This window comes from Rhodanobacter sp. 7MK24 (assembly GCF_014842995.1).
Classification (GTDB): Bacteria; Pseudomonadota; Gammaproteobacteria; order Xanthomonadales; family Rhodanobacteraceae; genus Rhodanobacter_A.
The window spans coordinates 269,902-293,777 of record NZ_JACYXL010000001.1; the positions used below are offsets into that span (position 1 = coordinate 269,902).

Sequence of the window (23,876 nt, forward strand, 5' to 3'; positions counted from 1 at the left end):
AAACCAGCTGCCAAGGATACGACGGATCGGCTGCGGGCCGTGCTGTACGAAGGTCGCACGCGGCTTGCCGTTCCTCTTGGCAGGCAGGGTGGGCACGTCTTGACTCCATCAATTACGCATGTAAACATCAATTCACTTACACGCGTAAACGGTGGCATCATGGCAGTCAGCGAAGCCGAAGCGGCAGTGATGGAAGTGTTGTGGCGCGCGGCGCCGCGCAGCGCCGAGGAGATCCTCGCCGAGGTCGGCCCGGCGCAGGGCTGGCAGGAGGGCACGGTGAAATCCCTGCTCAACCGCCTGCTGAAGAAGAAGGCGGTGAAGGCAGAGAAGGATGGTCGCCGCTATCTCTACACGCCGCTGCTGAGCCGCGAGAAATACGTCTCGCAGGAGAGCAAGGGCCTGCTCGACCGCCTGTTCGACGGCCGCGTGGCGCCGCTGGTGGCGCACTTCTCCGAGCAGCGCAAGCTGACCAAGAAGGATGTCGCCGAACTGCGCAAGCTGCTCAAGGAGCTCGACGATGAGTGACCTTCCATTGCCGGGCATTGAGTCGTTGACGATGACCTGGGCCGCGCACGGCTGGTTGGCGCTGCTGGCGTTCACCGCAGCGGTGCTGGTCGTCGCCGCGTTGCGCAAGCCGTGTCGCCGCTGGTTCGGCGCGGAGCGCGCCTTCCAGCTGTGGCTGCTGCCGCCACTGGCCTTGCTGACCAGCCAGTTGCCGCATGTCACCGCATCGCCGGTGCAACTGCCGCCGCTGGTGTACACGATCACCTCGGCGGTCGGCGCAGCGGCGCCGCATGCGGATGTCACGGGTAGTTTCGACTGGCGCGCTACCGCCTTGCCGCTGTGGTTGGCGGGCGTCGCCGTCGTGTTCGGGTTCGCTGTCGTGGCGCAGCGCCGTTACCGCGAGCGCTTGCACGGCGCCACACCGATGGCAGAAGTGTCGACATCCCGGCCGGTAGTGCGTGCTGCGAGCGCCGGCGTCGGCCCGGCCTTGGTTGGTGTGTGGCGCAGCCGCATCGTGCTGCCCGCGGATTTCCGCCAGCGCTACGACGCCACCGAGCAGGCGCTGATCCTTGCCCACGAGACCATGCACGCGCGCCGTGGCGATGGCTGGTGGTGTCTGCTTGCGCAGATGTTCGTTGCACTGCTGTGGTGCCATCCGCTGGCATGGTGGGCGCTTGTCGCGCTGCGCCATGACCAGGAGCTGGCCTGCGATGCCGCGGTGCTGCGCGAGCACGGCACGCAGCGCCGCAGCTATGCGAATGCGATGTTGAAAACCCAGTCGGCTGCGTTCGCGTTGCCGGTGGGCTGCACCTGGTCCCCTCGTCACCCACTTACGGAGCGTATCGCCATGCTGAAACTGCCCGCACCAAATCGTCAGCGTCGCCACACCGGCATTATTGCCATCTGCGGGCTGACGATGGCCGTGGCCGGTTCCGTCTATGCCGCCAGTACCCCGGTGAAAGGCGCGGAAGACAGCGCGAAAGCGACCACCGTGTACCAGTTGAACATGAAGGTGGAGCAAAACGCGGACGATGGGCATACCAGCCAACCCGAAGGCATGTCGGTGGAGCTGTGCATGGTGCCAGGCAAGACCGGCACGGTGGCCAATCGTGATCATGGCTGGCAAATCGATGCCACGCCGTCGCCTGAAGGCGGCAATCGGCTTCGTATCGACGTGGCAGTGATGGTGGCTGGGAAGCTGGTGGCTAAGCACCGGATGGATGCCAAACTTGGCGAACTGGCACATGTGACTGACAAAGGGCCGGATGGCGTTCACGACTACACCATCGAGGTGACTTCGTTGGCTGGCTGTCCGGCGCGCGTGGCCGCTGAAGCTTCTCCGGCCAGGGTCACCGAGCACGCCAAGAATGCTTCAGTACGCGTGATGGCGGAGGCGGTGGCGGCCGCGGCGGGGTGGACGCTCGTGAATCCGGATGCATTGGGCAATGGCTCCGTCACGTTGTCGTTCAAGGACATGCCTGCAGGAACGGCCCTGCAGCGACTGGCTGATCTCGCCGGCATGAAGCCGATATTCGAGAGCAAGCAGGTGCGCTTCGAACCCAAGTGACGGAAACGGCTCGCTATACTTCCCCCGTTGTCCTCAGGGAAAGAGCTCCGTGAAGCCGCGTTACCTGTTGCCTGTCCTTGCCGCTCTCGGCGTCAGCGCGATGAGTCACGCCGCCGTGCCGCCCGTGCTGGTGATCCACGGCGGTGCCGGTGTCATCAAGCGTGATCTCACTCCTGCAAAGGAGAAGGCGATACGTGCGGCGCTGACCAAGGCCTTGCAGGACGGATACGCGCAACTCAAGGCGGGCAAGAGCGCGGTGGACGCGGTGAGCACCGCGATCATGGTGCTGGAGGACGACTCGGACTTCAACGCCGGCAAAGGTGCGGTGTTCACCCACGACGGCAGGAACGAGCTGGACGCCGCGATCATGGACGGCGACAGCCAGGTCGCCGGTGCGGTGGCCGGCGTCATGCGCATCAAGAACCCGATCCTGCTGGCCCGTGCGGTGATGGAAAGGACGCCGTACGTGATGCTCTCCGGCACCGGCGCCGAGGCGTTCGCGCAGAGCATCGGCATGCCGCTGGTCGATCCCTCGTATTTTCGCACCCAGGAACGCTGGCAGCAGTTGCAGAAGGCGCTCAAGGAAGATGCGGCCGGCAAGTCGCACGAGGACGAGGAGACGGCCAGACACTTCGGCACCGTGGGAGCGGTGGCACTGGATGCCCAGGGCCATCTGGCGGCCGGCACGTCCACCGGCGGCATGACCGACAAACGCTGGGGGCGCATCGGCGATTCGCCGATCATCGGCGCGGGCACCTATGCGAACAGCGACTGCGCGGTGTCGGGCACCGGTTGGGGCGAGTACTACATCCGCACCGTGGCGGCGCATGCGATCTGCATGCAGGTGAGCGAAATGCGCGTGCCGATCAAGCGTGCCGCGGCGGTGGTCATCAACCAGGATATCCCCGCGCTGGGCGGCAACGGCGGCGCCATCGCGCTGGACGTACACGGCGACATCGCCATCCCGTTCAATACCGACGGCATGTACCGTGGCTGGATCGATGCCAGCGGCGTGCCGCACGTGGCGATCTATGGCGACGAGGATGACGGCACTTCCGCGCCCCCGGCGCCAGCACCGGCCGACAGCACGGGCGATCCCGACGAACAGCCGTAGGAGCGCACTTTGTGCGCGGCTTTTTTGTGCCAAGCCGGAGTCATGGCAATCGCAAGCAGAGCAGGGCGGCGCGAAGCATCCGCGGCTTTGCCCGCCATTCCTGGTGTAGGCCAGATAGGCACGCATTGCGCACTATGCTCGCAGGGCGGCCGCACGAGCGCGTGGCGTAGCGAGTCGTCCAGTAGCGATCACGCGTGCTCAAGCCATACAGTCACGGGATGACGAGCTTCGCTGTTGCGAGGCACCTCCGGCCTTCGCCGGAATGATGGATACGGGAGATCCTCAGTATCCCGGATACGGCGCGGCGTGGCTGCACTGTCTATCGCGTAGCAGGGAGTGGTTCTAGACCCTAGACGCGGCCGGCTTCTGGTCCCGGCGGATTGAGCCAGGCCGTTCCTCTTTGCCTCTCTTGACTCCAGGCGTCCTGCTCTCAGCCCCAGGGTTCGACTTCGCCGTTCGCCACGGCTCCTGCGGTGGCTAGATCGGCAGAGGGAAGGAACCGGCCCCTGACGGTCGACCGGAGCCGCCCTGTTCCTTGCGACGGCGGAAACAGTCTTCTCCACTCCGACAAGCCGGGAGCGGTGGAAAGCTGGAAGCTTTGAACAAGCTATTACGGAAGTCCCTGCAACTGCGCCGCGGTGATCTCGCCGCTGATACCTTGCCGGGTGCCATCGGAACGGATGATCTCGGTGCGTGGCGTCTCGCCGCCCCAGTCGGGATCGATCAGGAAATCCAGGCGCTCAGGCGAGCCCTCGACATAGGCCAGGGCCGGATAGGCTTCCATGTGCGCGGCCTTGAGGCGCGCTTCGAGAGCGGCGCCCTGCGCTACATCGTCGGTAGCCACGGTGACAAGTTCGATGTCATGCGGATGCGTGCGCTGCCATTTAGCCAGCGTCTGCATGTTCGCCTCGCAATAGGCGCAGTCCAGCGACCAGATCGCGAGGATGCGCATGCCGTGAGCGGGCGGTTTGAGCAGCGCAGGAACATCGGCGGCGGAAAGCGGCACAAGTTTGCCGGCGCGTGCGAAGGCGGGCAGCGCCAGCAGGAGCAGGGCGACGAAGAGGGTGCGACGCATCAGCGCGCCCCGCTGGAAACCAGGCGGAAGCCGTCTGCAGTGTTCCATGCGATGGAGGCTTGATCGTGCCACACCAGCAGTTGCGGTGAACCCGCCGCGGCGACGGACGTGGCGATGGCACGCGGGGCGTCGAAGTGCAGGCCGCCATCGGTGGACACGCGCAACATCAGCGCATAGCCATTCGCAGCTACCTGGTTCCATGCCAGCCACACGGTCTTGCCGCGCACGGCCACGTCGGCATGGCTGGCGCCGGGGCCGGCGAGTTTCAGCACGTGCTGCGGTGGGTGGCCTGGATCGAGCTGGCCATACCAGATTGCGGGGCCGTGGCTGGCTTCGTACCACACGGCGTGGCGTGTGCCGTCTTCGCCGACGGCGAGGCCGGGGCCTTGTTCCGGGCAGGCGGCGATGTGCCAGTTGCTGAAGGTGGTGCGTGCGGCATGTACGGGACCACCGTTGGTGGGCAGGAGGGCGTAGGCATGGTCGCGGATGTTGTCGCCGAATACGCCACGGAAGAGCGCGGCAATTCCGCCGTCCGGCGTTCGTGCCAGCGCGATGCGGCAGCATTCGCAGCTGTTGTCCATCACCTTGCGCTCGGGCACGAAGGTCCGACCTTCGTCGCTCGACCAGCTGTAGTACACGGCGGCGCCAAGGTAAGGCTCGCCTCGCGCCTTCGCTGCTTCAAGATCGCGCTTGTCGATCCATGCGAGCAGTACACGGCCTTGCCCGTCCACCGCCAGGGCATCGAAGCGATGGGTGATTTCGGCCGTGTCGTGGTGCACGGTGAGCGGCGCGGAAAAATGCGCGCCATCGTCCAGCGAACGGGCAAAGCGCACGAAGCCGGTCCACGGCTTCGCGCGCGGCTGCGACCAGCTCACGTACAACTCGCCTTTGGGGCCGAACGCGATCTTTGGCCGGTTCTCGCCGGAGTCATAGATAGGCTCGGCGACGGCATTGACGTCCACGGGCAGGCTCAGCGTCCTGCCCAGATCGTCGGAGTGGCGCAGCCGCACATGGCCGTTCGCGGCATCCACCACCCACAGGCGGCCATGTGCGTCGAACGCGGCGCTGGCGCCGAGTGCGGGGCCGCCGGCCATGGCCATGCCGGGCATGTCGTGGGCGACGGCCGTGAAGGAAAGCAGGCAGAGCAGGATGGTGATCAGGTTGCGCATGATGGATCGGGTGGTTGGGTTTGTCGGCAACGCTGCACGGCTATAGCTCCCAGCGCAGTTCGCCAAACCACGTGCGGCCGGCGTAGGGATGGTAGACCCAGTAGTGCTCGTTGGTGAGATTGTCCACGCCCAGCGACGCTGTCCATTGTGGCGCGAAGCGCCAGCGCAGCTTCGCATCGACCACGGTGAAGCTGCTGACGGCACCATAGGTGTCGATGGTGTCGCTGTTGTTCAGGTTGCTGTACTGGCGGCCGGAACGGCGCACGCCCAGCGAGGCGTCCCAGCCGGGCGCGAAGCGGTAGTCGGCGAACACGGTGGCGCGCAGGCGCGGGATACGCGGGAAATCCTTGCCGTCGGCTACCGGGTATTGCTGGTCGCGCAGGGTGGTCGCCTGATTCCACGCGGCGCTGGCGCTGATGTCCAGTCCGGGTGTCCAGACGTCCGTGAGCACCAGCTCGCCTTCGATGCCGCGTGTGCGCACGCTGTCTATGTTCTGCACGCTGGTGACCGGCACGGGCAAGGTGATGTCGGTCTGCGTGTAGAGCGTGTCGGCCACGCGATCCTGATACAGCGACACGCGCCAGTGACCCTGCGGCAATGTGCGGATCAGGCTGAGATCGGTGGACCAGTCGCGTTCCGGTTGCAGGTTCGGGTCGTTGTTGACGATGGCGCCGTTCGAGATCGAGCCCTGGAACAGCTCTTCCACGGTGGGATAGCGCACGGCCTTGCCGAAGGACAGGCGAAGTTGCCAGTCCTCGGCGACGTCCCAGTTCAGCGAAGACTTGGGCGAGAAGTCGCTGCGCTGGCGCGTGGGGTAGGCGAGCACGCTGCTGGCGTTGGCGAGCAGGCCATCGTACGCACGCCACTGTTCCCAGCGCAGGCCGGCGGTGAGCGACCAGGCCTGGGCGAAGCTCCACACGTCCTGCAGGTAGAGCGCGCGCGTCTGCGTGCGGCCGGCGTAGGTGCTGATCGGTGCGCCGTCGGCCGGGCCCAGCCAGTCGCTGGCGGCTTGCACGTGCGAGTCGAGCACGTAGCGGTCGAGGTGCGCGCCGGCGTACAGCATGTTCGCGTCGCCTAGCGGGCCGGAGCTGCGCAAATCGAAGGTGCTCCAGCCGGAGCCGCCCATGTCGGCCACCGAACCGGGGCCGCCATAGGCGCTGGTCGGCGATGCGGCCGCGGCATCGTGTTGCAGGTCGTGCTGGTAATCGTAGTGGCTGGCCACGGCTTCCCAGCACCAGTCGTTGTCGAAACGGCCGTCGAGCTCGGCGCCGTACAGCACGTGGGTCTGCTCGTAGGAACTCGGCGCAAGGCCGCTGGCGGGCAGGCTCCAGAGCTGACCGTCGGCGAGGATGCTGCCGGTGTAGACCGGCTGGCCGGCGGCGTTGCGGATCAGGCTGCGGGTGGCGTCGAAGGCATCGTTGTGCCACCAGCCGAGAGTGAACAGCGCATTGACGTGATCGGTGATGTCCACGCCCAGTTGCAGGTTGGCCTGGGTCTGTCTGGTGTGTTCGATGGTGTTGGCGCCATAGACCAGCCGCGGCGTGCCGTTGGGGTTGCGGTCCAGCGTGGCGCCGTCCACCGGCACCGCACCGGCCGCATTGCCGCCGGCCTGCGCGGTGGCGTACTGCATCGGCTGGCCGTGATTGTCGAGCTGGTTGAGCGAAAGCAGCCAGCGCCAGCGGCCCTGCCTGTCGCCGAGCACGCCGGCGAGGCGATGGCCGTCGTAATGGCCACCCGCACCGTAGTGGTCGCCGTAGTCCTGGCTGAAATATTGCGAATCGACGCTGGCGATCAGCTTGTCGGGCAGGCGGGTGTGGATCAGTACCGTGACGCCCATCGAGTTGCCGGGGTACAGCGCAGAATAGGGGCCGTACAACACGTCCACCGCGCCGATTTCCTCGGCCGGCACCATGCCCCAGCGCGGCGCGCCGTCCCAGCCATTGTCCATCAGGTCGGAGAGCAGCAGGCCGTCGGCGTAGAGCAGGCTGCGCGCACTCTGCAGGGTGCCGCTGTCGCGGCCGCTGAGGGTGGCGTTGGGGTCGCCGATGTAGCGTTCGCGCACCTGCAGGTTGGGCGCGTAGCGCACCACGTCGGTGCTGCCGACGATGTTCTGTTGCTGCAGCTGCTTGCGGCCGATGTGCACCTTCACGCTGGGCGTGTCGATCACTGCACTGTCGCTGGCGTGCACCTGCACGGGCGTCAGGGTGGTGGTTTGCGGCGGATCGCCGGCAAAAACCGTTGTGCTTGCGGCGCACAGCAGCAGGGCGATGGAAAGTCGTGGGTTCAAGCGAAACTCTGGACCAGGGTCGAGGCTTGCGAGCTTAGACGCCTTTCATGACGGCGCCAGACGGCGTGTTGTCGCAGTCGCTGGCCATGCGGAGATATTGAGCAGACTCTCAGTCGTTGTCGCTGGGTCGTTCGCGCACCGGGTGCTTGCCCAGCTTGCGTTGCAGGGTACGGCGGTGCATACCGAGCTGGCGCGCGGTTTCCGAGATGTTGCCGTCGCACTCGGTGAGCACACGCTGGATGTGTTCCCACTCCAGCCGGCGCAGTGCCAGTGGCACCTCGGGGGCTTCGGGCAGGGCTTCGTCGTCGCCATCCGCATGGCCATCGATGTCGAGCAGGGCACGTACCACGGCATCGGCATCCACCGGCTTGGCGAGGTAGTCGTGCGCGCCGCGCTTGATCGCCTCCACCGCCGTGGCGATGGAGGCATAGCCGGTGAGCAGCAGGATGCGCATGTCCGGTACCAGCGCGTGCAATTCCGGGATCAGCCGCAGGCCGTTCTCGTCGCCCAGTTTCAAGTCGAGCACGCAATAGCGCGGCAGGCGATGGCGCGCCTGCGCTCGCGCGTCGCCTGGGGTGGTGGTCGCGATCACCTCGAAGCCGCGCGAGGTCAATGCGCGGCTCAGCACGCGAACGAAGGTGGCGTCGTCGTCCACCAGCAGCAGCGGACGCACGGCGGCGGACGAGGTTGGCTCATTCATGTGCGTATTTTCGTCGCAGGCAGCATCGGTTGCACACGCTGGGGGTGCGACTCAATGCCGCAAGACAGTCGCCAGCGGCAGACGCAGGCATGCCATCGCGCCGTCGCTGGTATTGCGCGTCAGCAATTCCCCATGAAGGCGCTCCGCCGTGGCTTCGGCGAGGGTGAGGCCGATGCCGAGGCCCGCCTGCTTTTGCGTGTGGCCAAGCCGCGCATTGCCTTCGGTGCTGGCAAAGCCGGGGCCGCGGTCGATCACCGCAAGCTGCAGCCAGTCGCCTTCGCACGCCACCTGCAGCAGTACATCGCGCGAGTCGTGCTCGGCGGAGGCTTCGGCGGCATTGTGAAGCAGGTTCAGCAAGGCATGGCGAAGACCGGCCGGTACTTGCAACGGCAGGTGCGCAATGTCTTCATCCAGTTGCAGTTGCAGTTCCGCCTCGGGGCGCAACAGTTGAAAGCGTTCGGTGCAGCCGTGCAGGAATTGCGTCACGTCCAGCTGTTCCGGCTCCTGCGAGAGCTGGGCCTGACCGAAGGCCACCATCTCGCGCAGGATGTCGCGGCAGCGGTCCACCTGGCCTTCGAGCAGGCCGAGATCCTCGGTCAGCGCGATATCGGCGGCGTGTTCGCGGCGCAGCTCCGGCAGCAGCGTGCGCATGGTGGAAAGCGGCGTGTTGAGCTCGTGTGCCGCGCCCGCGGCCTGCGTGGCGATGGCGAGGATGCCTTCGTCGCGCAAGGCGCGCTCGTGCGCCCGCTGCATGGCCTGTTGCTGCATGCGCAGTGCGCGCGCCAGCCGGTTGATGAAGAAGCCGAGCAGCAGGGAGGTGACGACGAAGTTCACGCCCATGCCGACCACGTGCAGCCCGAAGCCGTCGTCGTGCATGCCGTCCAGCATCGGCAACGGCACATGCCAGCGCATCAGCAACAGGTACGCGGTGCCGGCGATCGCCGCCACCGCGAGCGTGGTGCGGATCGACAGGGCGGCGGCAGAAAGCGCGATGGGAACCACCAGCAGGGTGGCGAAGGGGTTGCTGCCGCCGCCGGTGAAGTAGAGCAGCGCGCCTAGCACCAGCGTATCCACGCAGATGTGGGCAATCGTCTCCAGTTCGTGCATCGGCCACGGCTGGCGCAGCCGCCATGCCGCCAGCACCGAGAACACCGAGAGCAGGCCGATGCAGGTCAGCAGCGGCAGCAGCGGTATCGGCAACTGCAACCACAGCGCGCAGACCAGCACGGCGATGCTTTGGCCGCCGATGGCGCACAGGCGCAACCAGGCCAGCGTGCGTGCCAGCGCGAACGGGCCGATGCGGTTCTTGAGGGAGCGATGCGGCATGGGCTGCCGTCCGGCGCCGCCGATCCGCCGCATCCGGCGGATCGGCGATGAGGATCAGGGCGTGTCGAATTCCTCGCTGCGCACGGCGGGCAGCGGCTCGTTGTGCTTCGCCATGTCGGCATGGCTGGACGACAGCCTCTTCATCAGCGGCAGCATGGCCAGCGCGACGGCCGTGCACCCGATGCCGACAACGCCGAGGATGTTGAACAGATGCGTATAGATCGCCAGCGATTGCAGCGGCGAGGTGATGTTGTCCGGGATGTGCGCGATGTTGGCCACCACGCTGCCCAGGTATTGCGAGATGCCCACGGCGACGAAGTACGCGCCCATCATGAAGCCGCCCATGCGCTCGGGCACGTAGCGCGCGATCATCGCCAGGCCCAGGCCGCTCACCAGCAGCTCACCCAGCGAGTACAGGCCGTAGCCCCATACCATGATCCAGGAAGAAATCTTGCCGTCCACCGCCCAATTCGCGCCGAACCCGTACATGAAGAAGCCCAGCGCCACGGCAGCGAAGCCCCATGCGAACTTGGCAGCCACCGACGGATCCTTGCCGATGCGGCCCAGCGAGTTGTAGATGAACACCAGTACCGGGCTGAGTACCACGATCCAGATTGCGTTGAGGTTCTGATACTGCTCGGGGATCCAGGTGAGCATGTGCCAGCCGAACAGATTGAAGTCGAGGTCCACGTTCTTCTGCGCGAACAGGTTCAGCGACGTCGCCATCTGCGCGTAGAAGATGAAGAAGAAAATGGTCTGCACGGTCAGCACCAGGGCGGCGATCAGACCTGCACGTTCGCTGGACTGGCTGCTGCGGATCAGGTGCACGAAGATGCCCAGGATGACCACGCCGGCTCCGTACACGCACCACCGGGCCACGGCTTCGCTCTGCAGGATGAAGGCGGAAATGAATACCGTGGCAAGCCCGGCCAGCAGCACCAGGGCCAGGCGCTTGAAATCGATCGGGCGGTCGTCGGTCGGCGAGCCGATGTGCGACAGCGTGCGACGCATGAACGAGTAATTGATGAGGCCGGCGACCAGACCCACCGAGCAGGCGCCGAACGCGGTGTGCCAGCCGATCGAGTCGCCGAACTTGCCCGCGATGTAATCCCGGATCCATGGCGTCGCCGTCATGGAGATCATCGAGCCCACGTTCACCGCCATGTAGTAAATGGTGAATGCGCTGTCGATGCGCGTCTCGTCGCCTTCGTAGATCTTGCGCACGAGATTGCCGGCGTTGGGCTTGAAGAAGCCGTTGCCGACGACGATCACGCCGAGCGCGAAATAGGTGGCCCCTGCGCTGTCGGAAGGCATCCACAACAGGCCATAACCCAGCGCGAGGATCACCGCGCCCATCAGCATGGTGCGGCGGGTGCCCAGCAACTTGTCGCCCACCCAGCCGCCGATGGCCGGGGTGGCGTAGATCAACGCCGCCGCCGCGCCCCACACCAGGTTCGCCTTGGTATCGACGAAGCCCAGCTTCTTCATCATGTAGGTGACCATCAACACCTGCATGCCGTAGAAGCCGAAGCGCTCCCACATCTCGATCAGGAAGACGGTGCTGAACGACCGGGTTTGCGAAACGGGTGGATTCTGGATTGCCATACAACTGTTCCGTGCTTGAGGATTACAACGGCCGCGTAAGCGGGCCGGCATGTCGTGGCTCCTGACGGTGCCAAACCGTCGAAGCCTACCCCATCCGCCGCATTGCCCCCGCTGCAGCGCAATATGCAACGGGCGCGACGCCGGCCTATGGCAAAATCGCCTTTTGGCCCCGCAAGGCGGGGCGACACTTGTCGGAGATTCGCGTCCCATGCCCAGTCCCGGTTTTCGCGGCGACCCGCGCCAGCTATGGAAAGCCTTCCGTTGGTCGATGCTGGGCCTGCGTGCCGGATGGCGGCACGAGGCTTCGTTCCGGCTGGAAGCCATGTTGGCCGTGGTTCTGATTCCGTTGGGCTTGTGGCTGGGGCAAGGGGCGTTGGAAAAAGTTGCGCTGGTGGCACCGGCCTTTCTCGTGCTGTCGGCCGAGTTGCTGAACTCCGCCATCGAAGCCGTGGTGGACAAGGTCAGCCCCGAATTCCACGAGCTGGCCGGCCGCGCCAAGGACATGGGTTCGGCTGCAGTGTTCCTCCTGGTGGTGCTGATGGTGCTGAGCTGGGGGCTGGTACTGGGCTTGCGTTAGCCGATTGCGCCGCCATGTCCGGAATGCTGCAATGCCGCCCTCATCCGAACGGAGTTCCGCCATGAAGCTGTTGCGCAATCTGGTGCTGTTGGTGCTCGCCATCGGACTTGGCGGATGCGGCTACAACGCCATGCAGCGCCAGGACGAGGCCGTCAAGGCCGCCTGGTCCGAAGTGCTCAACCAGTACCAGCGCCGCGCCGACCTAGTGCCGAATCTGGTCGCCACGGTGAAGGGCTATGCCCAGCACGAGGAGAAGGTGTTCACCGAGGTAGCCGACGCGCGCGCCAAGGTGGGCAGCATCCAGGTGACGCCGGAACTGGCGAACGATCCGCAGGCGCTGGCGAAATTCCAGGCAGCGCAGGGCGAGCTCGGCAATGCGCTGTCGCGCCTGATGGCGGTGAGCGAGAACTACCCGACCCTCAAGGCCGACGGCCTGTTCCAGAATCTGCAGGCGCAGTTGGAAGGCACCGAGAACCGCATCACCGTGGCGCGCCAGCGCTATGTGCAGGCGGTGCAGGACTACAACTCGATGATCCGCACCTTCCCGAACAACCTCACCGCCAAGATGTTCGGCTACACCGTGAAGCCGAACTTCAGCGTGCAGAACGAGCAAGCGATCTCCACTGCGCCCACGGTGGATTTCGGCACCGCCACCCCAGCACACGCGGCCTCGGCCCATTGACATGACAATGCGCAGCCCCAGGGCGCTGTGCGTGTGGCTGCTGGCAGTTGCCCTGCTATTGCCGGCCCTGTCGCACGCCGACGTCGCCATGCCGAAGCTCGCGCGGCACGTCACCGATCTCACCGGTACGTTGAGCGCACAGCAGGTGGATCAGCTCGACGCGCAACTGGTGGCTCTGGAGAAATCCAAGGGTGCGCAACTGGTAGTGCTGATGGTGGACAGCACCCAGCCGCAGGACATCGATGCCTATTCGCTGGATGTGTCGATGGCGAACAAGGTAGGACGCGAGGGCATCGACGATGGCGTGCTGCTGCTGGTCGCCAAGAACGACCATGCCGTGCGCATCGAAGTAGGTGCGGGTCTGGAGGGTGCGATCCCCGATGCGGCGTGCGCACGGATCATCCGCGAGTACATCGCGCCGAAGTTCCGCGGTGGCGATTACTACGGCGGCATCAATGATGCCGTGGGTGCGCTGACGTTGCTCATCAACGGCGAATCTCTGCCGCCACCCGTGCAGGGAGCGCCGCACGAGCGTCATGGCCTGGACCTGCAGACCCTGCTCACCGTGGGGTTCTTCGCATGGCTCTTCCTGCGGGGCATCCTGGGGAGTGCGCATGCGTTCGTGCGCGTGCCCGTGGGCGGCCTGGTCATCGGGGGCCTGTTCTGGCTGCTGGCTTCGGCTGGCGTTGGCATTTTTGGCGGCATCGCAGGCGGTTTGTTGATGCTGCTGCCGGCGGGCGCCGGTCGCTCTATCGGCGGTGGCGGCTGGGGTGGTTTTGGCGGCTGGGGCGGCGGCGGTTTCGGTGGAGGCGGCGGCTTTGGCGGTGGGGGCGGCGGGTTCAGCGGCGGTGGCGGCAGCTTCAACGGCGGCGGCGCCTCGGGGAGCTGGTGACATGGGGCGATTGCAGCGTCTACTGATGAACCTCGGCGAAGGCTGGTTCCAGTTGCATCGCCGCTTTCCCTCAAGCCTGCTTGACGAAATCACGGCTGCTGTTGCGCAAGGCGAGCGCCGGCATCGGGGCGAAGTTCGCCTTGCGGTGGAGTCCAGGTTGTCGCCATTGGCCGTGCTTGCCGGGCTGGACGCACCCACGCGCGCGCATCAGATCTTCAGGCAATTGCAAGTGTGGGACACCGAGCACAACAACGGCGTGCTGGTCTATGTGCTGTTGGCCGAGCACCGTATCGAGATCGTGGCCGATCGCGGCATTGCCAGTCGTGTTTCAGCCGGAGAGTGGACCACGGTTTGCGACCACATGCGCGAAGCCTATGCCAGGAATCAGTGGAGGGAAGGCAGTCTGCGCGGTATCGAAGCTGTGCATGCGCTGCTTGAACTGCACTTCCCTGCCGATAGCAAGTCGCGGCAAGACGAACTGCCGGACAGGCCGGTACTGCTCTGATCTATTGCAACGGCTACGGCTGATTCAATGCCTGATGCGTGTGTGCAGCCATGTTGCGGCCGCATCGACTCTCCCCAGGAAGACGCGCACAAGAACAACGGCGCCGGGATCACTCCCGGCGCCGTTGTTGCATTCAGCGAACCCGTGCTGGGCTTAGAAATCGTAGGTGACGCCAAGCCGCACGTAGCGCGGGGTGGTGTAACCACGGACACGGCCGAACTGACCAGCATTCTGGTATTCGTAGATGTAGGTCGGCTTCTGCGAGTTGAACAGATTGAACACATCCGCGTTGAAGGCCAGTTTGTTGTCGGCGAATGCCGGGCGATATTCCACGTTGAGCGAAACGGTCTTCTGCCATGGCAGTCGGCCTGCCGAGCCGGATGGCACCGGCTTGCCGCTGCACCAGTGGTAATACGGGCCGGCGTATGCCGGATAGGTGCCGTTAGGGCCATAAGCACCCAAGCAGTCGTACGGCGCACCCGAGATCATCGAGATGACGCCAGATACATTCCACTCCGGAGTGATCTGGTAACCGCCGGACACCTTCAACTGGTGCTTGTGATCGTTGTGCAGGAGGCCGTTCTGGTATTCCATCAGCGACGGATAATCCCAGTCTTGGGTTGCCGAGATATCGGACTGGCCGGTATCCGACTTCACCTGGCCTTCGGAGTTGCCGTAGCTGCGCGAGAACGTGTAGTCGAGGCGCCCCCACCACGTACCGTCGAACGGATGGTTCAGGTAGAGGTTCAATGCATAGTAATTGCGCTTCGCGTGCTGGAAGCCCAGTTCTTCGTTGCTCAGGTGAATTTCGCCATAGCCGCCCTTGCCATCCGGTATGGTGAAAGTGGCCGCACGTCCAGGGTTGAAGAAATAGCAGCCGCGCAGATTCGACGGATCGAGTCCTGCTTCCAAGGCCTTCGCCGTGAACAATTCAACCTGGCAGGTATCGTCGATCTCGTTCTTCAGGCTGCGGTAGACCGCTTTGGCACCGTAGGTCCATGCGCTGTTGAGCTGCTTGTCGAAGCCAAGGATGTACTCATCCTGATACTGCGCCGTAAGCGACTTGGCGGTGACCGTCTTCGGATCGGGCGATTGGCCGTACTCGAGGTTCTCGGAGTACGGTTGGCCCGGCCCGTTGACCGTATTGACCGGAGTCAGGCCGGTAGGGTAACCGTTCGCGTCGATGCCGGTGTAGGTGTAGTAGGTACGAGTAAACAGCGAGCCTGACGCGCCACGCAGCGCCACGCTGGTCGGCAGTGCGAGGTAATAACGCCCCGCATTGCCGTAGACACGGAAGCTGGAATCGCCATTCACATCCCAGCTGAAGCCGAGGCGGGGGGCCCACTGCGGCTTGGTTTGCCTGATGTAGGGCTGACCGTTGCTGTTGAAGTTGGTGAACTGGTCGTTGCGCAGGCCCAGTTTCAGCAACCAGCGGTCGCTGACCTGCCAGGAGTCCTCGATGTACTGGGCACGCTGCTCCACGCGAACCGATGCAGCGGTCTGATACTTGTACTGATCTACGTAATAGCCCTGCGCCCCTCCCGGATAGTTGGACGGCGTATCCACCTGCATTTCGCCGGACGGGGTTTCGCTGATGAACGAACCCGGGTCGACCTTGCCATATTCCCAGTTGTAGCCGGCGGGAATGTATTCACCGTCATGCAGATCCTGGGTGCGCTGGTTGTCGATGCCGGCCGTGATCGTGTGATCCCCGAGGACATAGGTCAGGTCGATACGGTAGTTCGCGCCCTTGGTTTGATGCGCGGGATCGCCGATGGTGCCCGAGAGCTGCGAATTGGTGATGGGCGTGCCGCCCGTGTACGCAGGGTTCTCGCTGTCCGCGCCGGCAATCGGAATGATCGAGGGATCGATGCTGGCGCCAGCCGAAGTGAAGATTTCGGTTTTCTGTTTGCCGTACTGGGCGGTGACCGTCAGGTTGTCGGTGATGTAGCCGGTGTACTTCGCGATCCACATCTGGGCCGACGTTTTGGTGCTTGTGTCCGTGCCTTCGAAGTCACCCAATGTCCTGGTGCTGGTGTCGTAGGCGTAGACGTCACCGTTGTACTGGTGCTTGGTCGACGCCGCCGTCAACTCGACGATGTTGCTGTCATTGATGTTCCAGTCCAGCTTGGTGTACCACTTGGGATCGTGGAAGTCCCGCTTATAGGCGGTATTGGACGATGCCGTGGAGACGAGCGTGTCCTTTGACTTGGAGGCTTCCACCGACGTGAACAGGAACAGCTTGTCCTTGATCAGCGGGCCGCCGATGTAGGCGTCATAGGTGGTGTTCCAACCCTTGTTGTCGTTGCGGTACTGATAGATCTTGCCGTTGGCCGGGTTGTAGATGTTTTTGGGGTCGGAGCGCAGGCTGGTGGGGGCCCATAGGGCTTGACCGCCGAAGTGCCATTCGTTGGTTCCGCGCTTGCCGACCTGGTTGATCACGCCGCCATCGGAACGACCATAGGCCGCACCGTAGCCGCCCGTCAGCGTTTCCTGCTGCTCGATCGAACCATAAGGAAGATCGATGCCACCGAGGCCGTTGAGCGGGTCGGTGACGTTCATGCCATTGATGTAGTAGGCATTCTCGGTCACTGATGCACCGCCGAAAGACACCAGTGCATTGCCGGTCGGGCCAGTGAACCAACTGCTGCCCTGGGTTGCGCCCGGTGCCAGCAGGGCGATGGCTTCCGCCGAACGTGCCAGCGGGAGGGTCTTGAGTTGTTGCGCGGTGATCACCGTGCGCGAATCGACGCTAGTGACGTCAATGGCCGGCAGGGCATTGGCCGTGACGGTCACGCTTTCCAGATTCTTGGCGGCAGAGAAAGACACATCGGTGCCCGCACTCACCTGGATCGTGACGTTCGAGCGTGAACTGACCTCGTGCCCGTCCTTCTGCAGCGATACCGAATAGGAGCCAACCGGCAAGCCGTTGATGGTGTAGCGGCCGTCTGCGTCCACTGTGACGGAACGTTGCACGCCAGTTGCGCTCGTTGCTACCACGGTATCGCCCGCAGGCGCCTGGCCGAAGATGCTGCCCGTGGTGGATTGGCCGAAGGCCAAGCCGCTGAAACCCATGCCCAGCGCCAGGGCGAGGGCTGTTCGACGATAGGTGATCCGGCGCCGAGTGTGATTGTTGACCATCATCAATCTCCCCAAATGGTTGAGCAGCTTCTAAAAGTTGGTTAAGCGTTTAATTTCTTAAAAAATCAAAGACCTGCGTGATAAAAAGAGGTCGTCCAGGCTTTCTTGCAACTTGCTGGGTGGCTGGCTTGGGAGGTCCTTTCAGCCGTCAGGCGAGACGCAAGAAATTGTGAAGTTATAGTAAGAAAATCCGTCAGTCAACAATTTCATAACGCGTTATTTCGCAAAAAAAAGCGGACCCTTTCGGGCCCGCCTTGAGATTTCGGATTTTTGGAAGGGGTCAGGGTGGCGTGGCGCCGCTGCCGATGTACTTGGCAAGGAAATCCTGCATGCGGTCCAGGCGATCGACGTTGTCGGCCTCGCTGTAGAAGCCGTGCCCTTCGCCGGATTTGCTCATCCATTCATAAGGCTTATGGGCGGCATCCAGCGCCGCGCGCATGGCCTTGGCCTGGGCGATCGGTACGCGCTCGTCGGCCTCGCCGTGGATCAGCAGCACGGGTACGTCGATCTGGTCGGCCAGCTTGTCGGGCGAATTGGCCGCGAGTGCGGCATCGTCCTTGCCGATCACGGCGGTCAGGTAATTCTTGCCGAGTGTGTCCGAACCGATGCTGCCCTTCTTGTACATCATCGCCAGGTCGTAGACGCCGGCGTAGCCGATCGCGCACTTGAACAGTTTCGGGGCGCGAATCACCGACATCAGCGCCGAGTAGCCGCCGAAGCTGCCGCCGTACACACAGACCCGGTTCGGGTCGGCGTATTGCTGCTGCTCGACCCACCGCACGCCGTCGATCAGGTCCTCCTGGATGCGGGTGCCCCACTTGAGGTAGCCGGCCTGCGTGAAATTCTCTCCGCGGCCGCCGGAGCCGCGGTAGTTCACCTGCAGCACAAGGTAGCCGCGGCTGGCGAGGAACTGCGCGTCGTTGTCGAAGAACCAGTCGTCGCTGACGCCATGCGGGCCGCCGTGGGGCAGCAGGACCATCGGCAGATTGTTCATCGGCACGCCGTTGGGCACGGTGAGGATGGCTTCCAGTTCCGTGCCGTCGCTGGCCTTGAAGTGCATCGGTACGCGCTCGGCCATTTTCGCCGGGTCGATCCACGGTGCCCCTTCGAACAGCTTGACCACCTTGTAGTGCTCGGTATCGATCAGGTACCAGGTGCCCGGGTCGCGGTCGCTGCTCACGCTGAACAGCAATTCGCGACCGTCCTCGCTGAAGTTGATGAAATCGACGAACTCGCCGGGGAATTTCTGGCTGATCGCCATGTACAGCTTGGCTGACGGGAGGTTGGGGTCGACGTAGATCGGGCGCGGCGTGCCGGTGGCGGTGATTACCGCGAACGGCTGCAGCGGTGGGGCGGTCCATTGCACGTTGTGGACGTTGCCGAAATCATCCTTGGCCAGCGCTTTGCGATCGTTGCCATCGAGGCTTTGTTCGATCAATTGGATGGGGCCGCCATTGGCGCTGTACATGGCGTAGACGTGCTGGCCATCGGGCGCGGTGGCAAACGGGGCGAAGTATTTGCCAGCCTGCAGCTGTACCCAACGACCAGCCATGAACTGGTAGGCCACGTAGTCGAAGTTGTTGTCGGTGCCGTAGGCGAAGCCCACCTTGCCATCCGGGCCTACCATGAAGCTCATCTGGCCTACGCCGATATCGCCGATCAGGTGGCGTACGTTTTTCACCGCGTCGATGTCGTAGATCTGGCTGCGGTTCCGGTTGTTGTCATTCCACGGATGGGCGCCGAGGTAGAAATGGTTGTTGGCCTTGTCGGGCAAGCCATCCACTTCACCCCAGCCATCATCGCCCTGGCGGGTGTCGCCGCGGGTGCCATAGCCGGACTGGTAGCCGAACAGATAGTCCTGATGCCTTCCATCCACGTCGGTGGCAAGGATCTCGCCGGTGAGCTGGGGCTCATCGATGGAGCCGAACTGCTTGCCCTTTTCCACGATAAGCCTGGTCGGACTGACCCAGTACACGCCTGCCGGCACTTCATTGACGGGCATGCGCAGCATGCTGAGCGGATGGCTCATGTCGTCTACTGCATAGACCACCAGCGCGTGGTTGCCGCCGTCGTCCACGCGCAACGCGATGTGCTTGCCGTCGGGCGACAGCCGCGGCATCGACATGCTGGCGTGACGGGCGAAGGTTTCCACCGGAATCGAATCCGCCGCGGCCGCGGCGACAGGCGAACACAGGCACGCCGCGACCAGCGCGGCATGCAGCTTGCGCATCGACATCATCCTTGCTCTCCCCTTGTTGGTGTGGCCCGGTCGCGACGGCTACTCCCCTGCTCCAGCGCCGACCGGGTGTCCGGCAGTTTATCCGGCGGATCGGGGCGTGTCCCGCTACACTGGCGGCCTTGCCTGTCTGATTCCGCACCGCATGACGCAACCCTTCGTCGTCGATATCAACCCCGTCGCCTTTCACCTCGGCCCGGTGCAGGTGCACTGGTACGGCTTGATGTATCTGGTAGGGTTCTTCAGTGGCGCATTGCTCGGCGAATACCGGCGACGGCAGGGACGTCTGCCGGTGACCCGCGACGCGCTGAGCGACCTGTTTTTCTACGCCATGATGGGCGTGATCGTGGGCGGCCGCATCGGCTACATGCTGTTCTATTACGCGGGCGGCCCGCGCTGGATCTGGACCGATCCGCTGGCGCTGTTCCGGGTATGGGATGGCGGCATGAGCTTCCACGGCGGCCTGCTCGGCGTGCTGGCGGCGGGGCTGTGGTGGTCGCGCAGGCAGCAGCTGCATTTCTTCGACACGGTGGATTTCGTGGCGCCGCTGGTGCCGATCGGCCTGGGCCTGGGGCGGCTGGGCAACTTCATCAACGGCGAGCTGTGGGGCAAGCCCACGCAGTTGCCGTTGGGCATGATCTTCCCCAACGCGCATGCCGAGGACGTGGCTTATGCTGCCGCGCACCCGGCGTGGCAGGCGCAGCTGCAGCAGTTTGGCGGCCTGGTGCGCCAGCCGTCGCAGCTGTACGAGCTGGCGCTGGAAGGCGTGGTGATGTTCACCCTGCTGTGGCTGGTGTCGATGAAGCCGCGGCCGCGCTACCTCGTCTCCGGCCTGTTCGCGCTGATGTACGGCTGCTTCCGCTTCGCGGTGGAGTTCGTGCGCTTGCCCGACGTCCAGCTCGGCTATCTCGCCTTTGGCTGGCTCACGATGGGGCAGGTCCTCTCGCTGCCGCTGATTGCCGTGGGCCTGTGGCTGTTGTGGCTCTCGCGCAGCGCGCCCACGCTGCGGCTGTACGAAGTGGCGATGCCGGCGAAGGAAGGCCAATGAAGGCCTATCTCGACCTGCTGCGCCATGTGCTCGACCACGGTACCGAGAAGGCCGACCGCACCGGCACCGGCACACGCAGCGTGTTCGGCTGGCAGATGCGCTTCGACCTCGCCGAAGGCTTCCCGCTGGTCACCACCAAGAAGCTGCATCTCAAGTCCATCGTCCACGAGCTGATCTGGTTCCTGAAAGGCGACACCAACATCGCCTACCTCAAGGAGCACGGTGTCAGCATCTGGGACGAGTGGGCGAATGCCGACGGCGACCTCGGTCCGGTCTACGGCAAGCAGTGGCGTGCATGGCCTGCCGCCGACGGTGAAGCTGTCGACCAGATCCGCTGGGTGGTGGACGAGATCAGGCGCAATCCCGATTCGCGCCGGCTGATCGTCAGTGCGTGGAACGTGGGGGAGCTGCCGAAGATGGCGCTGATGCCCTGCCATTCGCTGTTCCAGTTCTATGTCGCCAACGGCAAGCTGAGCTGCCAGCTCTACCAGCGCTCCGGTGACATCTTCCTCGGTGTGCCGTTCAACATTGCCAGCTACGCGCTGCTCACCCACATGGTGGCGCAAGTGTGCGGGCTGGGTGTGGGCGACTTCGTCCACACGCTGGGCGATGCGCACCTGTACAACAACCACGTCGAGCAGGCGCGGCTGCAGCTGACGCGCGAACCGCGTTCCTTGCCGCGCCTGGTGCTGAATCCCGACGTGCGTGCGCTGGAGGAATTCCGCTACGAGGACATCGCCATCGAGGGCTATGACCCATATCCGGCGATCAAGGCGCCGGTGGCGGTATAGCGGCGGCCTTGCAGCCGGTTACGCAGCTGAAATAGGCCGCGTCGTGCGGGTAGTCGATGGTCAGCACGAAGTGCTCAAAGACGTTGCCGCCCACCGCACCTTCCACCTGCTTGTCCATCATGCTGGACATCATGTCGTGGAAAGCGGGATCCGGGCGCTCGGTGAACCATACCGGGCCAACCGACCAGCCGGCGATGTCCACGCGCGGCACTTCGATCATTGGCATCGGGTGTTTGGGAGAAGCGGCGTCGCCGTCTACCACGACCCGCCACTCCGGATGAGCCTTGTGCCAGCGCTCAAATAGGCTGGCGACCACATAACTCGTTACGCCAATACCTTTGACCGTGGGCGTGTTGCTGGCCTTTTCGCCTTCGGCGGTGGGATGGGCAGTGGCGCCAGTATCGAGCAACATGTCCAGCGGCTGCCCGTCGACGCGGATGGTCAGGCGGGCATAGCCGTGGGTCGCGCGTCCATGATCATCCCGCTGGAATCCAAGATGGATTGCATGGGCGGTGGAATCGGGCCGCCATGAATGGCCTTGCAACGTCAGGCGCTCACCGGGGTAATCGAAGGTCCAGATGCCCTGCGAATACAGGTAGCTGCCGCTGAACTGGCCCTCGTCATGGGCATTCCAGCCATAGCCTTCGGGAACGTCCTGAACCATCGCCACGTTGCCGCAGGGGCTCGATGCCGGTGGGGGTAGATCTCGGCCTGATTTGTACTCGGGCAAGTCGGCCACGGCGATGGGGTCATCGTCGAGCTTGCAGGTATGGGTTTTCAGGCGCAGGCGCTTCGCGGCTTCAGCAGTAATCCAGTACATGCCGAATCCGCCCCCGCCGCCGGTATCTACCACCAGCTTCAACTTTTGCCCGTTCACCGCCTCCGGCACCGCATAGAAATGCCCCGCCTCGTACACCGTGGGCAGCACCTGCGCCGTGGCCGGCGCAGCGCCTCCCGTAGCAGAGGCCAGTGCGCTGGCCAGAAATCCCATGATGATCGCCATGCTCGTCGTCCCCCCAAGTGGCTACAATGTACGGTCAGCATGGGCAGGACATCGCGCCGCTCATGCACCGCCCAATCTGCCACATTTGCCCCTGGAGCACCGATGGCCATTTCGCTGATCGCCGCACTGGACGAGAACTTCGCCATTGGCCGCAAGGGGCAACTTCCTTGGCACCTGCCAGACGACCTGCGCTGGTTCAAGCAGCTCACCATGGGCAAGAACATCCTGATGGGCTACAACACCGCGTTGTCGGTGGGGCGCGCGTTGCCGGAGCGCACCAACTACGTGTTGTCGCGCAAGCACGAGGCGCCGTTTCCGGGCCAGGTCACCGTGCGCTCGATCGACGAGGCGCAGGCCCGCTGCAACAGCACCGGCCTGATGGTGATCGGTGGCGGACAGGTGTACCGCGAAGCCCTGCCGCTGGCGCGCCGGCTGTACCTGACCTGGGTCGGTGCGGCCGTGGATGGTGCCGACACCTTCTTCCCGGGCGTGCATTTCAGCGAGTGGACCGAAGTCTCGCGCGTGCATCACAAGAAGGACGCCGAGCACGCCTACGACTTCGACATGGTCGAGTACGTCCGCGGCAGTTGAGCCCGAAAACCTGTTCCGTGCCTCCCCATGAGTGACGCGCCGTTGCATGTGCTGGCCGGCGCGTTGCGCGACCGCGAGGGTCGCGTGCTGCTGGCTGAGCGGCCCGCCGGCAAGCACCTGGCGGGCATGTGGGAGTTCCCCGGCGGCAAGCGCGAGCCTGGCGAGACGCCGCTGGCGGCGCTGGCGCGCGAACTGGTCGAGGAGCTCGGCATCGAGCTGGTCGAAGCCGCGCCGCTGATCCGCGTGCCCTGGTGCTATCACGAACGTGAATTGCTGCTTGATGCGTGGTGCGTGACTGAGTGGCGAGGTGAGCCGCGTTCGCTGGAGGGGCAGGGCCTGCAGTGGTGCCTGCCGTCGCAGGCGGATCCGGCCACGCTGGCGCCTGCCGATCGCGCCATCCTGCAGGCGCTGCGTCTGCCGCCGCATTACCTCATCACGCCCGCGGATGTGTCGCCGCTGGAGTGCGATGCATGGTTCGGGCGCATCGTGCGCGCCATCGAATCCGGTGAGCGGCTGGTGCAATTGCGCCTGCCGCTCTGGCCACGCGAGGCCGTGCGTGGACTTGCCACGACGCTGTTGCCGTCGGCGCGCGCGCATGGCGCCCAGCTGCTGCTCAATGCGGACGTGGAAGGTGCGCTGGCACTCGGTGTCGGTGTGCATCTGACGGGCGCGCAACTGGCTGCACTCGATGCACGCCCCTTGCCGTTGCAGCAAATCACCGGCGCCAGCTGCCACGATGCCGTGCAGCTGGCGAGGGCGCAGCAGATGGGCGTGGATTTCGCCACGCTGTCGCCGGTGGCGGCGACCGCCAGCCATCCTGATGCGGCACCCTTGGGTTGGGACGTTTTCCAGTCGCTGGCCGAAGCCGCCGCGATGCCGGTGTATGCATTGGGCGGATTGTCACCAGCACAGTCGCCGCGCGCGCGTGCGGCGGTTGCGCAGGGCGTGGCGGGGATACGTGGGTTCTGGGCTGAGCTGTAGAAGCGCACCCTGTGCGCGAATGCTTTGATGTTCGATCCGAGTCAAAAGCATTCGCGCACAGGGTGCGCTCCTACGGATGTGC

Annotated in this window: 20 protein-coding genes; 11 read left to right on the forward strand and 9 right to left on the reverse strand. The window is 64.5% G+C overall.

What is annotated here, in order from left to right; all coding sequences use genetic code 11:
- The first annotated feature begins 159 nt into the window (after window positions 1-159).
- From IHE49_RS01195 to IHE49_RS01205, 3 genes are all read left to right on the forward strand, one after another.
- Entirely contained in the window at window positions 160-525 is a 366-nt protein-coding gene (locus IHE49_RS01195; protein ID WP_192154167.1) for a BlaI/MecI/CopY family transcriptional regulator, read from the forward strand.
- A complete protein-coding gene (locus IHE49_RS01200) occupies window positions 518-2,071 on the forward strand; it encodes a M56 family metallopeptidase (RefSeq protein ID WP_192154169.1) in 1,554 nt (517 codons plus the stop codon). The genes IHE49_RS01195 and IHE49_RS01200 overlap by 8 nt, the downstream gene beginning before the upstream one ends.
- 100 nt (window positions 2,072-2,171) lie before the next feature.
- Window positions 2,172-3,185, forward strand: coding sequence for an isoaspartyl peptidase/L-asparaginase (locus IHE49_RS01205; RefSeq protein ID WP_192155357.1), 1,014 nt, complete (start codon window positions 2,172-2,174; stop codon window positions 3,183-3,185).
- Window positions 3,186-3,795: 610 nt separating this feature from the next.
- Here the strand turns inward: IHE49_RS01205 and IHE49_RS01210 are convergent.
- From IHE49_RS01210 to IHE49_RS01235, 6 genes are all read right to left on the reverse strand, one after another.
- Window positions 3,796-4,260 carry a hypothetical protein gene (locus IHE49_RS01210; RefSeq protein WP_192154171.1) on the reverse strand — a complete coding sequence of 155 codons (465 nt, stop codon included), beginning with the start codon at window positions 4,258-4,260 and terminating at the stop codon, window positions 3,796-3,798.
- Window positions 4,260-5,429 carry a sialidase family protein gene (locus IHE49_RS01215; RefSeq protein ID WP_192154173.1) on the reverse strand — a complete coding sequence of 390 codons (1,170 nt, stop codon included), beginning with the start codon at window positions 5,427-5,429 and terminating at the stop codon, window positions 4,260-4,262. Before IHE49_RS01215 ends, IHE49_RS01210 begins: the two co-directional genes overlap by 1 nt.
- Window positions 5,430-5,469: 40 nt before the next feature.
- A complete protein-coding gene (locus IHE49_RS01220; protein ID WP_192154175.1) occupies window positions 5,470-7,716 on the reverse strand; it encodes a TonB-dependent receptor in 2,247 nt (748 codons plus the stop codon).
- Window positions 7,717-7,825: 109 nt separating this feature from the next.
- A complete protein-coding gene (locus IHE49_RS01225; RefSeq protein WP_192154176.1) occupies window positions 7,826-8,416 on the reverse strand; it encodes a response regulator transcription factor in 591 nt (196 codons plus the stop codon).
- A 51-nt stretch (window positions 8,417-8,467) separates the two neighbouring features.
- On the reverse strand, window positions 8,468-9,742 hold the full coding sequence (locus IHE49_RS01230; RefSeq protein WP_192154178.1) for an ATP-binding protein: 1,275 nt from the start codon (window positions 9,740-9,742) through the stop codon (window positions 8,468-8,470).
- Window positions 9,743-9,796: 54 nt separating this feature from the next.
- Window positions 9,797-11,347: an oligopeptide:H+ symporter gene (locus IHE49_RS01235; RefSeq protein ID WP_192154180.1), complete on the reverse strand. Its 1,551-nt coding sequence runs from the start codon at window positions 11,345-11,347 to the stop codon at window positions 9,797-9,799.
- 208 nt (window positions 11,348-11,555) lie between these two features.
- Here IHE49_RS01235 and IHE49_RS01240 point away from each other — a divergent pair, with 208 nt between their 5' ends.
- From IHE49_RS01240 to IHE49_RS01255, 4 genes are all read left to right on the forward strand, one after another.
- The gene (locus IHE49_RS01240; protein ID WP_192154182.1) at window positions 11,556-11,924 is read left to right on the forward strand and encodes a diacylglycerol kinase; all 369 of its coding nucleotides are present in this window, start codon (window positions 11,556-11,558) and stop codon (window positions 11,922-11,924) included.
- A gap of 61 nt (window positions 11,925-11,985) precedes the next feature.
- Window positions 11,986-12,606 carry a LemA family protein gene (locus IHE49_RS01245; protein ID WP_192154184.1) on the forward strand — a complete coding sequence of 207 codons (621 nt, stop codon included), beginning with the start codon at window positions 11,986-11,988 and terminating at the stop codon, window positions 12,604-12,606.
- 7 nt (window positions 12,607-12,613) lie between these two features.
- Complete coding sequence (locus tag IHE49_RS01250) at window positions 12,614-13,498, forward strand: TPM domain-containing protein (RefSeq protein WP_192155359.1); 885 nt, start codon at window positions 12,614-12,616, stop codon at window positions 13,496-13,498.
- A 1-nt stretch (window position 13,499) separates the two neighbouring features.
- Window positions 13,500-14,003 carry a TPM domain-containing protein gene (locus IHE49_RS01255; protein ID WP_192154185.1) on the forward strand — a complete coding sequence of 168 codons (504 nt, stop codon included), beginning with the start codon at window positions 13,500-13,502 and terminating at the stop codon, window positions 14,001-14,003.
- A gap of 153 nt (window positions 14,004-14,156) precedes the next feature.
- Here IHE49_RS01255 and IHE49_RS01260 read toward each other — a convergent pair whose 3' ends face one another.
- Together IHE49_RS01260 and IHE49_RS01265 are read right to left on the reverse strand one after the other, a co-directional pair.
- Entirely contained in the window at window positions 14,157-17,144 is a 2,988-nt protein-coding gene (locus IHE49_RS01260) for a TonB-dependent receptor (protein ID WP_225578094.1), read from the reverse strand.
- A 280-nt stretch (window positions 17,145-17,424) separates the two neighbouring features.
- Window positions 17,425-19,374 carry a S9 family peptidase gene (locus IHE49_RS01265; protein WP_192154187.1) on the reverse strand — a complete coding sequence of 650 codons (1,950 nt, stop codon included), beginning with the start codon at window positions 19,372-19,374 and terminating at the stop codon, window positions 17,425-17,427.
- A 151-nt stretch (window positions 19,375-19,525) separates the two neighbouring features.
- Between IHE49_RS01265 and lgt the strand changes: the two genes are divergently transcribed.
- Both lgt and IHE49_RS01275 read left to right on the forward strand, forming a co-directional pair.
- Entirely contained in the window at window positions 19,526-20,428 is a 903-nt protein-coding gene (gene lgt, locus IHE49_RS01270; RefSeq protein ID WP_192155363.1) for a prolipoprotein diacylglyceryl transferase, read from the forward strand.
- Window positions 20,425-21,219 carry a thymidylate synthase gene (locus IHE49_RS01275; RefSeq protein WP_192154189.1) on the forward strand — a complete coding sequence of 265 codons (795 nt, stop codon included), beginning with the start codon at window positions 20,425-20,427 and terminating at the stop codon, window positions 21,217-21,219. The genes lgt and IHE49_RS01275 overlap by 4 nt, the downstream gene beginning before the upstream one ends.
- On the opposite strand, the gene IHE49_RS01280 is transcribed toward IHE49_RS01275, so the two are convergent.
- Entirely contained in the window at window positions 21,197-22,222 is a 1,026-nt protein-coding gene (locus IHE49_RS01280) for a hypothetical protein (RefSeq protein WP_192154191.1), read from the reverse strand. The two genes, IHE49_RS01275 and IHE49_RS01280, sit on opposite strands and share 23 nt — an antisense overlap.
- 102 nt (window positions 22,223-22,324) lie before the next feature.
- Between IHE49_RS01280 and IHE49_RS01285 the strand changes: the two genes are divergently transcribed.
- Entirely contained in the window at window positions 22,325-22,813 is a 489-nt protein-coding gene (locus tag IHE49_RS01285) for a dihydrofolate reductase (protein ID WP_192154193.1), read from the forward strand.
- A gap of 27 nt (window positions 22,814-22,840) precedes the next feature.
- Complete coding sequence (locus IHE49_RS01290; protein ID WP_225578095.1) at window positions 22,841-23,794, forward strand: Nudix family hydrolase; 954 nt, start codon at window positions 22,841-22,843, stop codon at window positions 23,792-23,794.
- Window positions 23,795-23,876: the final 82 nt, after the last annotated feature.

What these genes read in the sequence shown, in the direction of transcription:
- IHE49_RS01195 (WP_192154167.1), top strand. Translation starts at nt 160, where the DNA reads ATGGCAGTCAGCGAAGCCGAAGCGGCAGTGATGGAAGTGTTGTGGCGC.
- IHE49_RS01200 (WP_192154169.1), top strand. Translation starts at nt 518, where the DNA reads ATGAGTGACCTTCCATTGCCGGGCATTGAGTCGTTGACGATGACCTGG.
- IHE49_RS01205 (WP_192155357.1), top strand. Translation starts at nt 2,172, where the DNA reads ATGAGTCACGCCGCCGTGCCGCCCGTGCTGGTGATCCACGGCGGTGCC.
- IHE49_RS01210 (WP_192154171.1), bottom strand. Translation starts at nt 4,260, where the DNA reads ATGCGTCGCACCCTCTTCGTCGCCCTGCTCCTGCTGGCGCTGCCCGCC.
- IHE49_RS01215 (WP_192154173.1), bottom strand. Translation starts at nt 5,429, where the DNA reads ATGCGCAACCTGATCACCATCCTGCTCTGCCTGCTTTCCTTCACGGCC.
- IHE49_RS01225 (WP_192154176.1), bottom strand. Translation starts at nt 8,416, where the DNA reads ATGAATGAGCCAACCTCGTCCGCCGCCGTGCGTCCGCTGCTGCTGGTG.
- IHE49_RS01230 (WP_192154178.1), bottom strand. Translation starts at nt 9,742, where the DNA reads ATGCCGCATCGCTCCCTCAAGAACCGCATCGGCCCGTTCGCGCTGGCA.
- IHE49_RS01235 (WP_192154180.1), bottom strand. Translation starts at nt 11,347, where the DNA reads ATGGCAATCCAGAATCCACCCGTTTCGCAAACCCGGTCGTTCAGCACC.
- IHE49_RS01240 (WP_192154182.1), top strand. Translation starts at nt 11,556, where the DNA reads ATGCCCAGTCCCGGTTTTCGCGGCGACCCGCGCCAGCTATGGAAAGCC.
- IHE49_RS01245 (WP_192154184.1), top strand. Translation starts at nt 11,986, where the DNA reads ATGAAGCTGTTGCGCAATCTGGTGCTGTTGGTGCTCGCCATCGGACTT.
- IHE49_RS01250 (WP_192155359.1), top strand. Translation starts at nt 12,614, where the DNA reads ATGCGCAGCCCCAGGGCGCTGTGCGTGTGGCTGCTGGCAGTTGCCCTG.
- IHE49_RS01255 (WP_192154185.1), top strand. Translation starts at nt 13,500, where the DNA reads ATGGGGCGATTGCAGCGTCTACTGATGAACCTCGGCGAAGGCTGGTTC.
- IHE49_RS01260 (WP_225578094.1), bottom strand. Translation starts at nt 17,144, where the DNA reads ATGGTCAACAATCACACTCGGCGCCGGATCACCTATCGTCGAACAGCC.
- IHE49_RS01265 (WP_192154187.1), bottom strand. Translation starts at nt 19,374, where the DNA reads ATGCGCAAGCTGCATGCCGCGCTGGTCGCGGCGTGCCTGTGTTCGCCT.
- lgt (WP_192155363.1), top strand. Translation starts at nt 19,526, where the DNA reads ATGACGCAACCCTTCGTCGTCGATATCAACCCCGTCGCCTTTCACCTC.
- IHE49_RS01275 (WP_192154189.1), top strand. Translation starts at nt 20,425, where the DNA reads ATGAAGGCCTATCTCGACCTGCTGCGCCATGTGCTCGACCACGGTACC.
- IHE49_RS01280 (WP_192154191.1), bottom strand. Translation starts at nt 22,222, where the DNA reads ATGGCGATCATCATGGGATTTCTGGCCAGCGCACTGGCCTCTGCTACG.
- IHE49_RS01285 (WP_192154193.1), top strand. Translation starts at nt 22,325, where the DNA reads ATGGCCATTTCGCTGATCGCCGCACTGGACGAGAACTTCGCCATTGGC.
- IHE49_RS01290 (WP_225578095.1), top strand. Translation starts at nt 22,841, where the DNA reads ATGAGTGACGCGCCGTTGCATGTGCTGGCCGGCGCGTTGCGCGACCGC.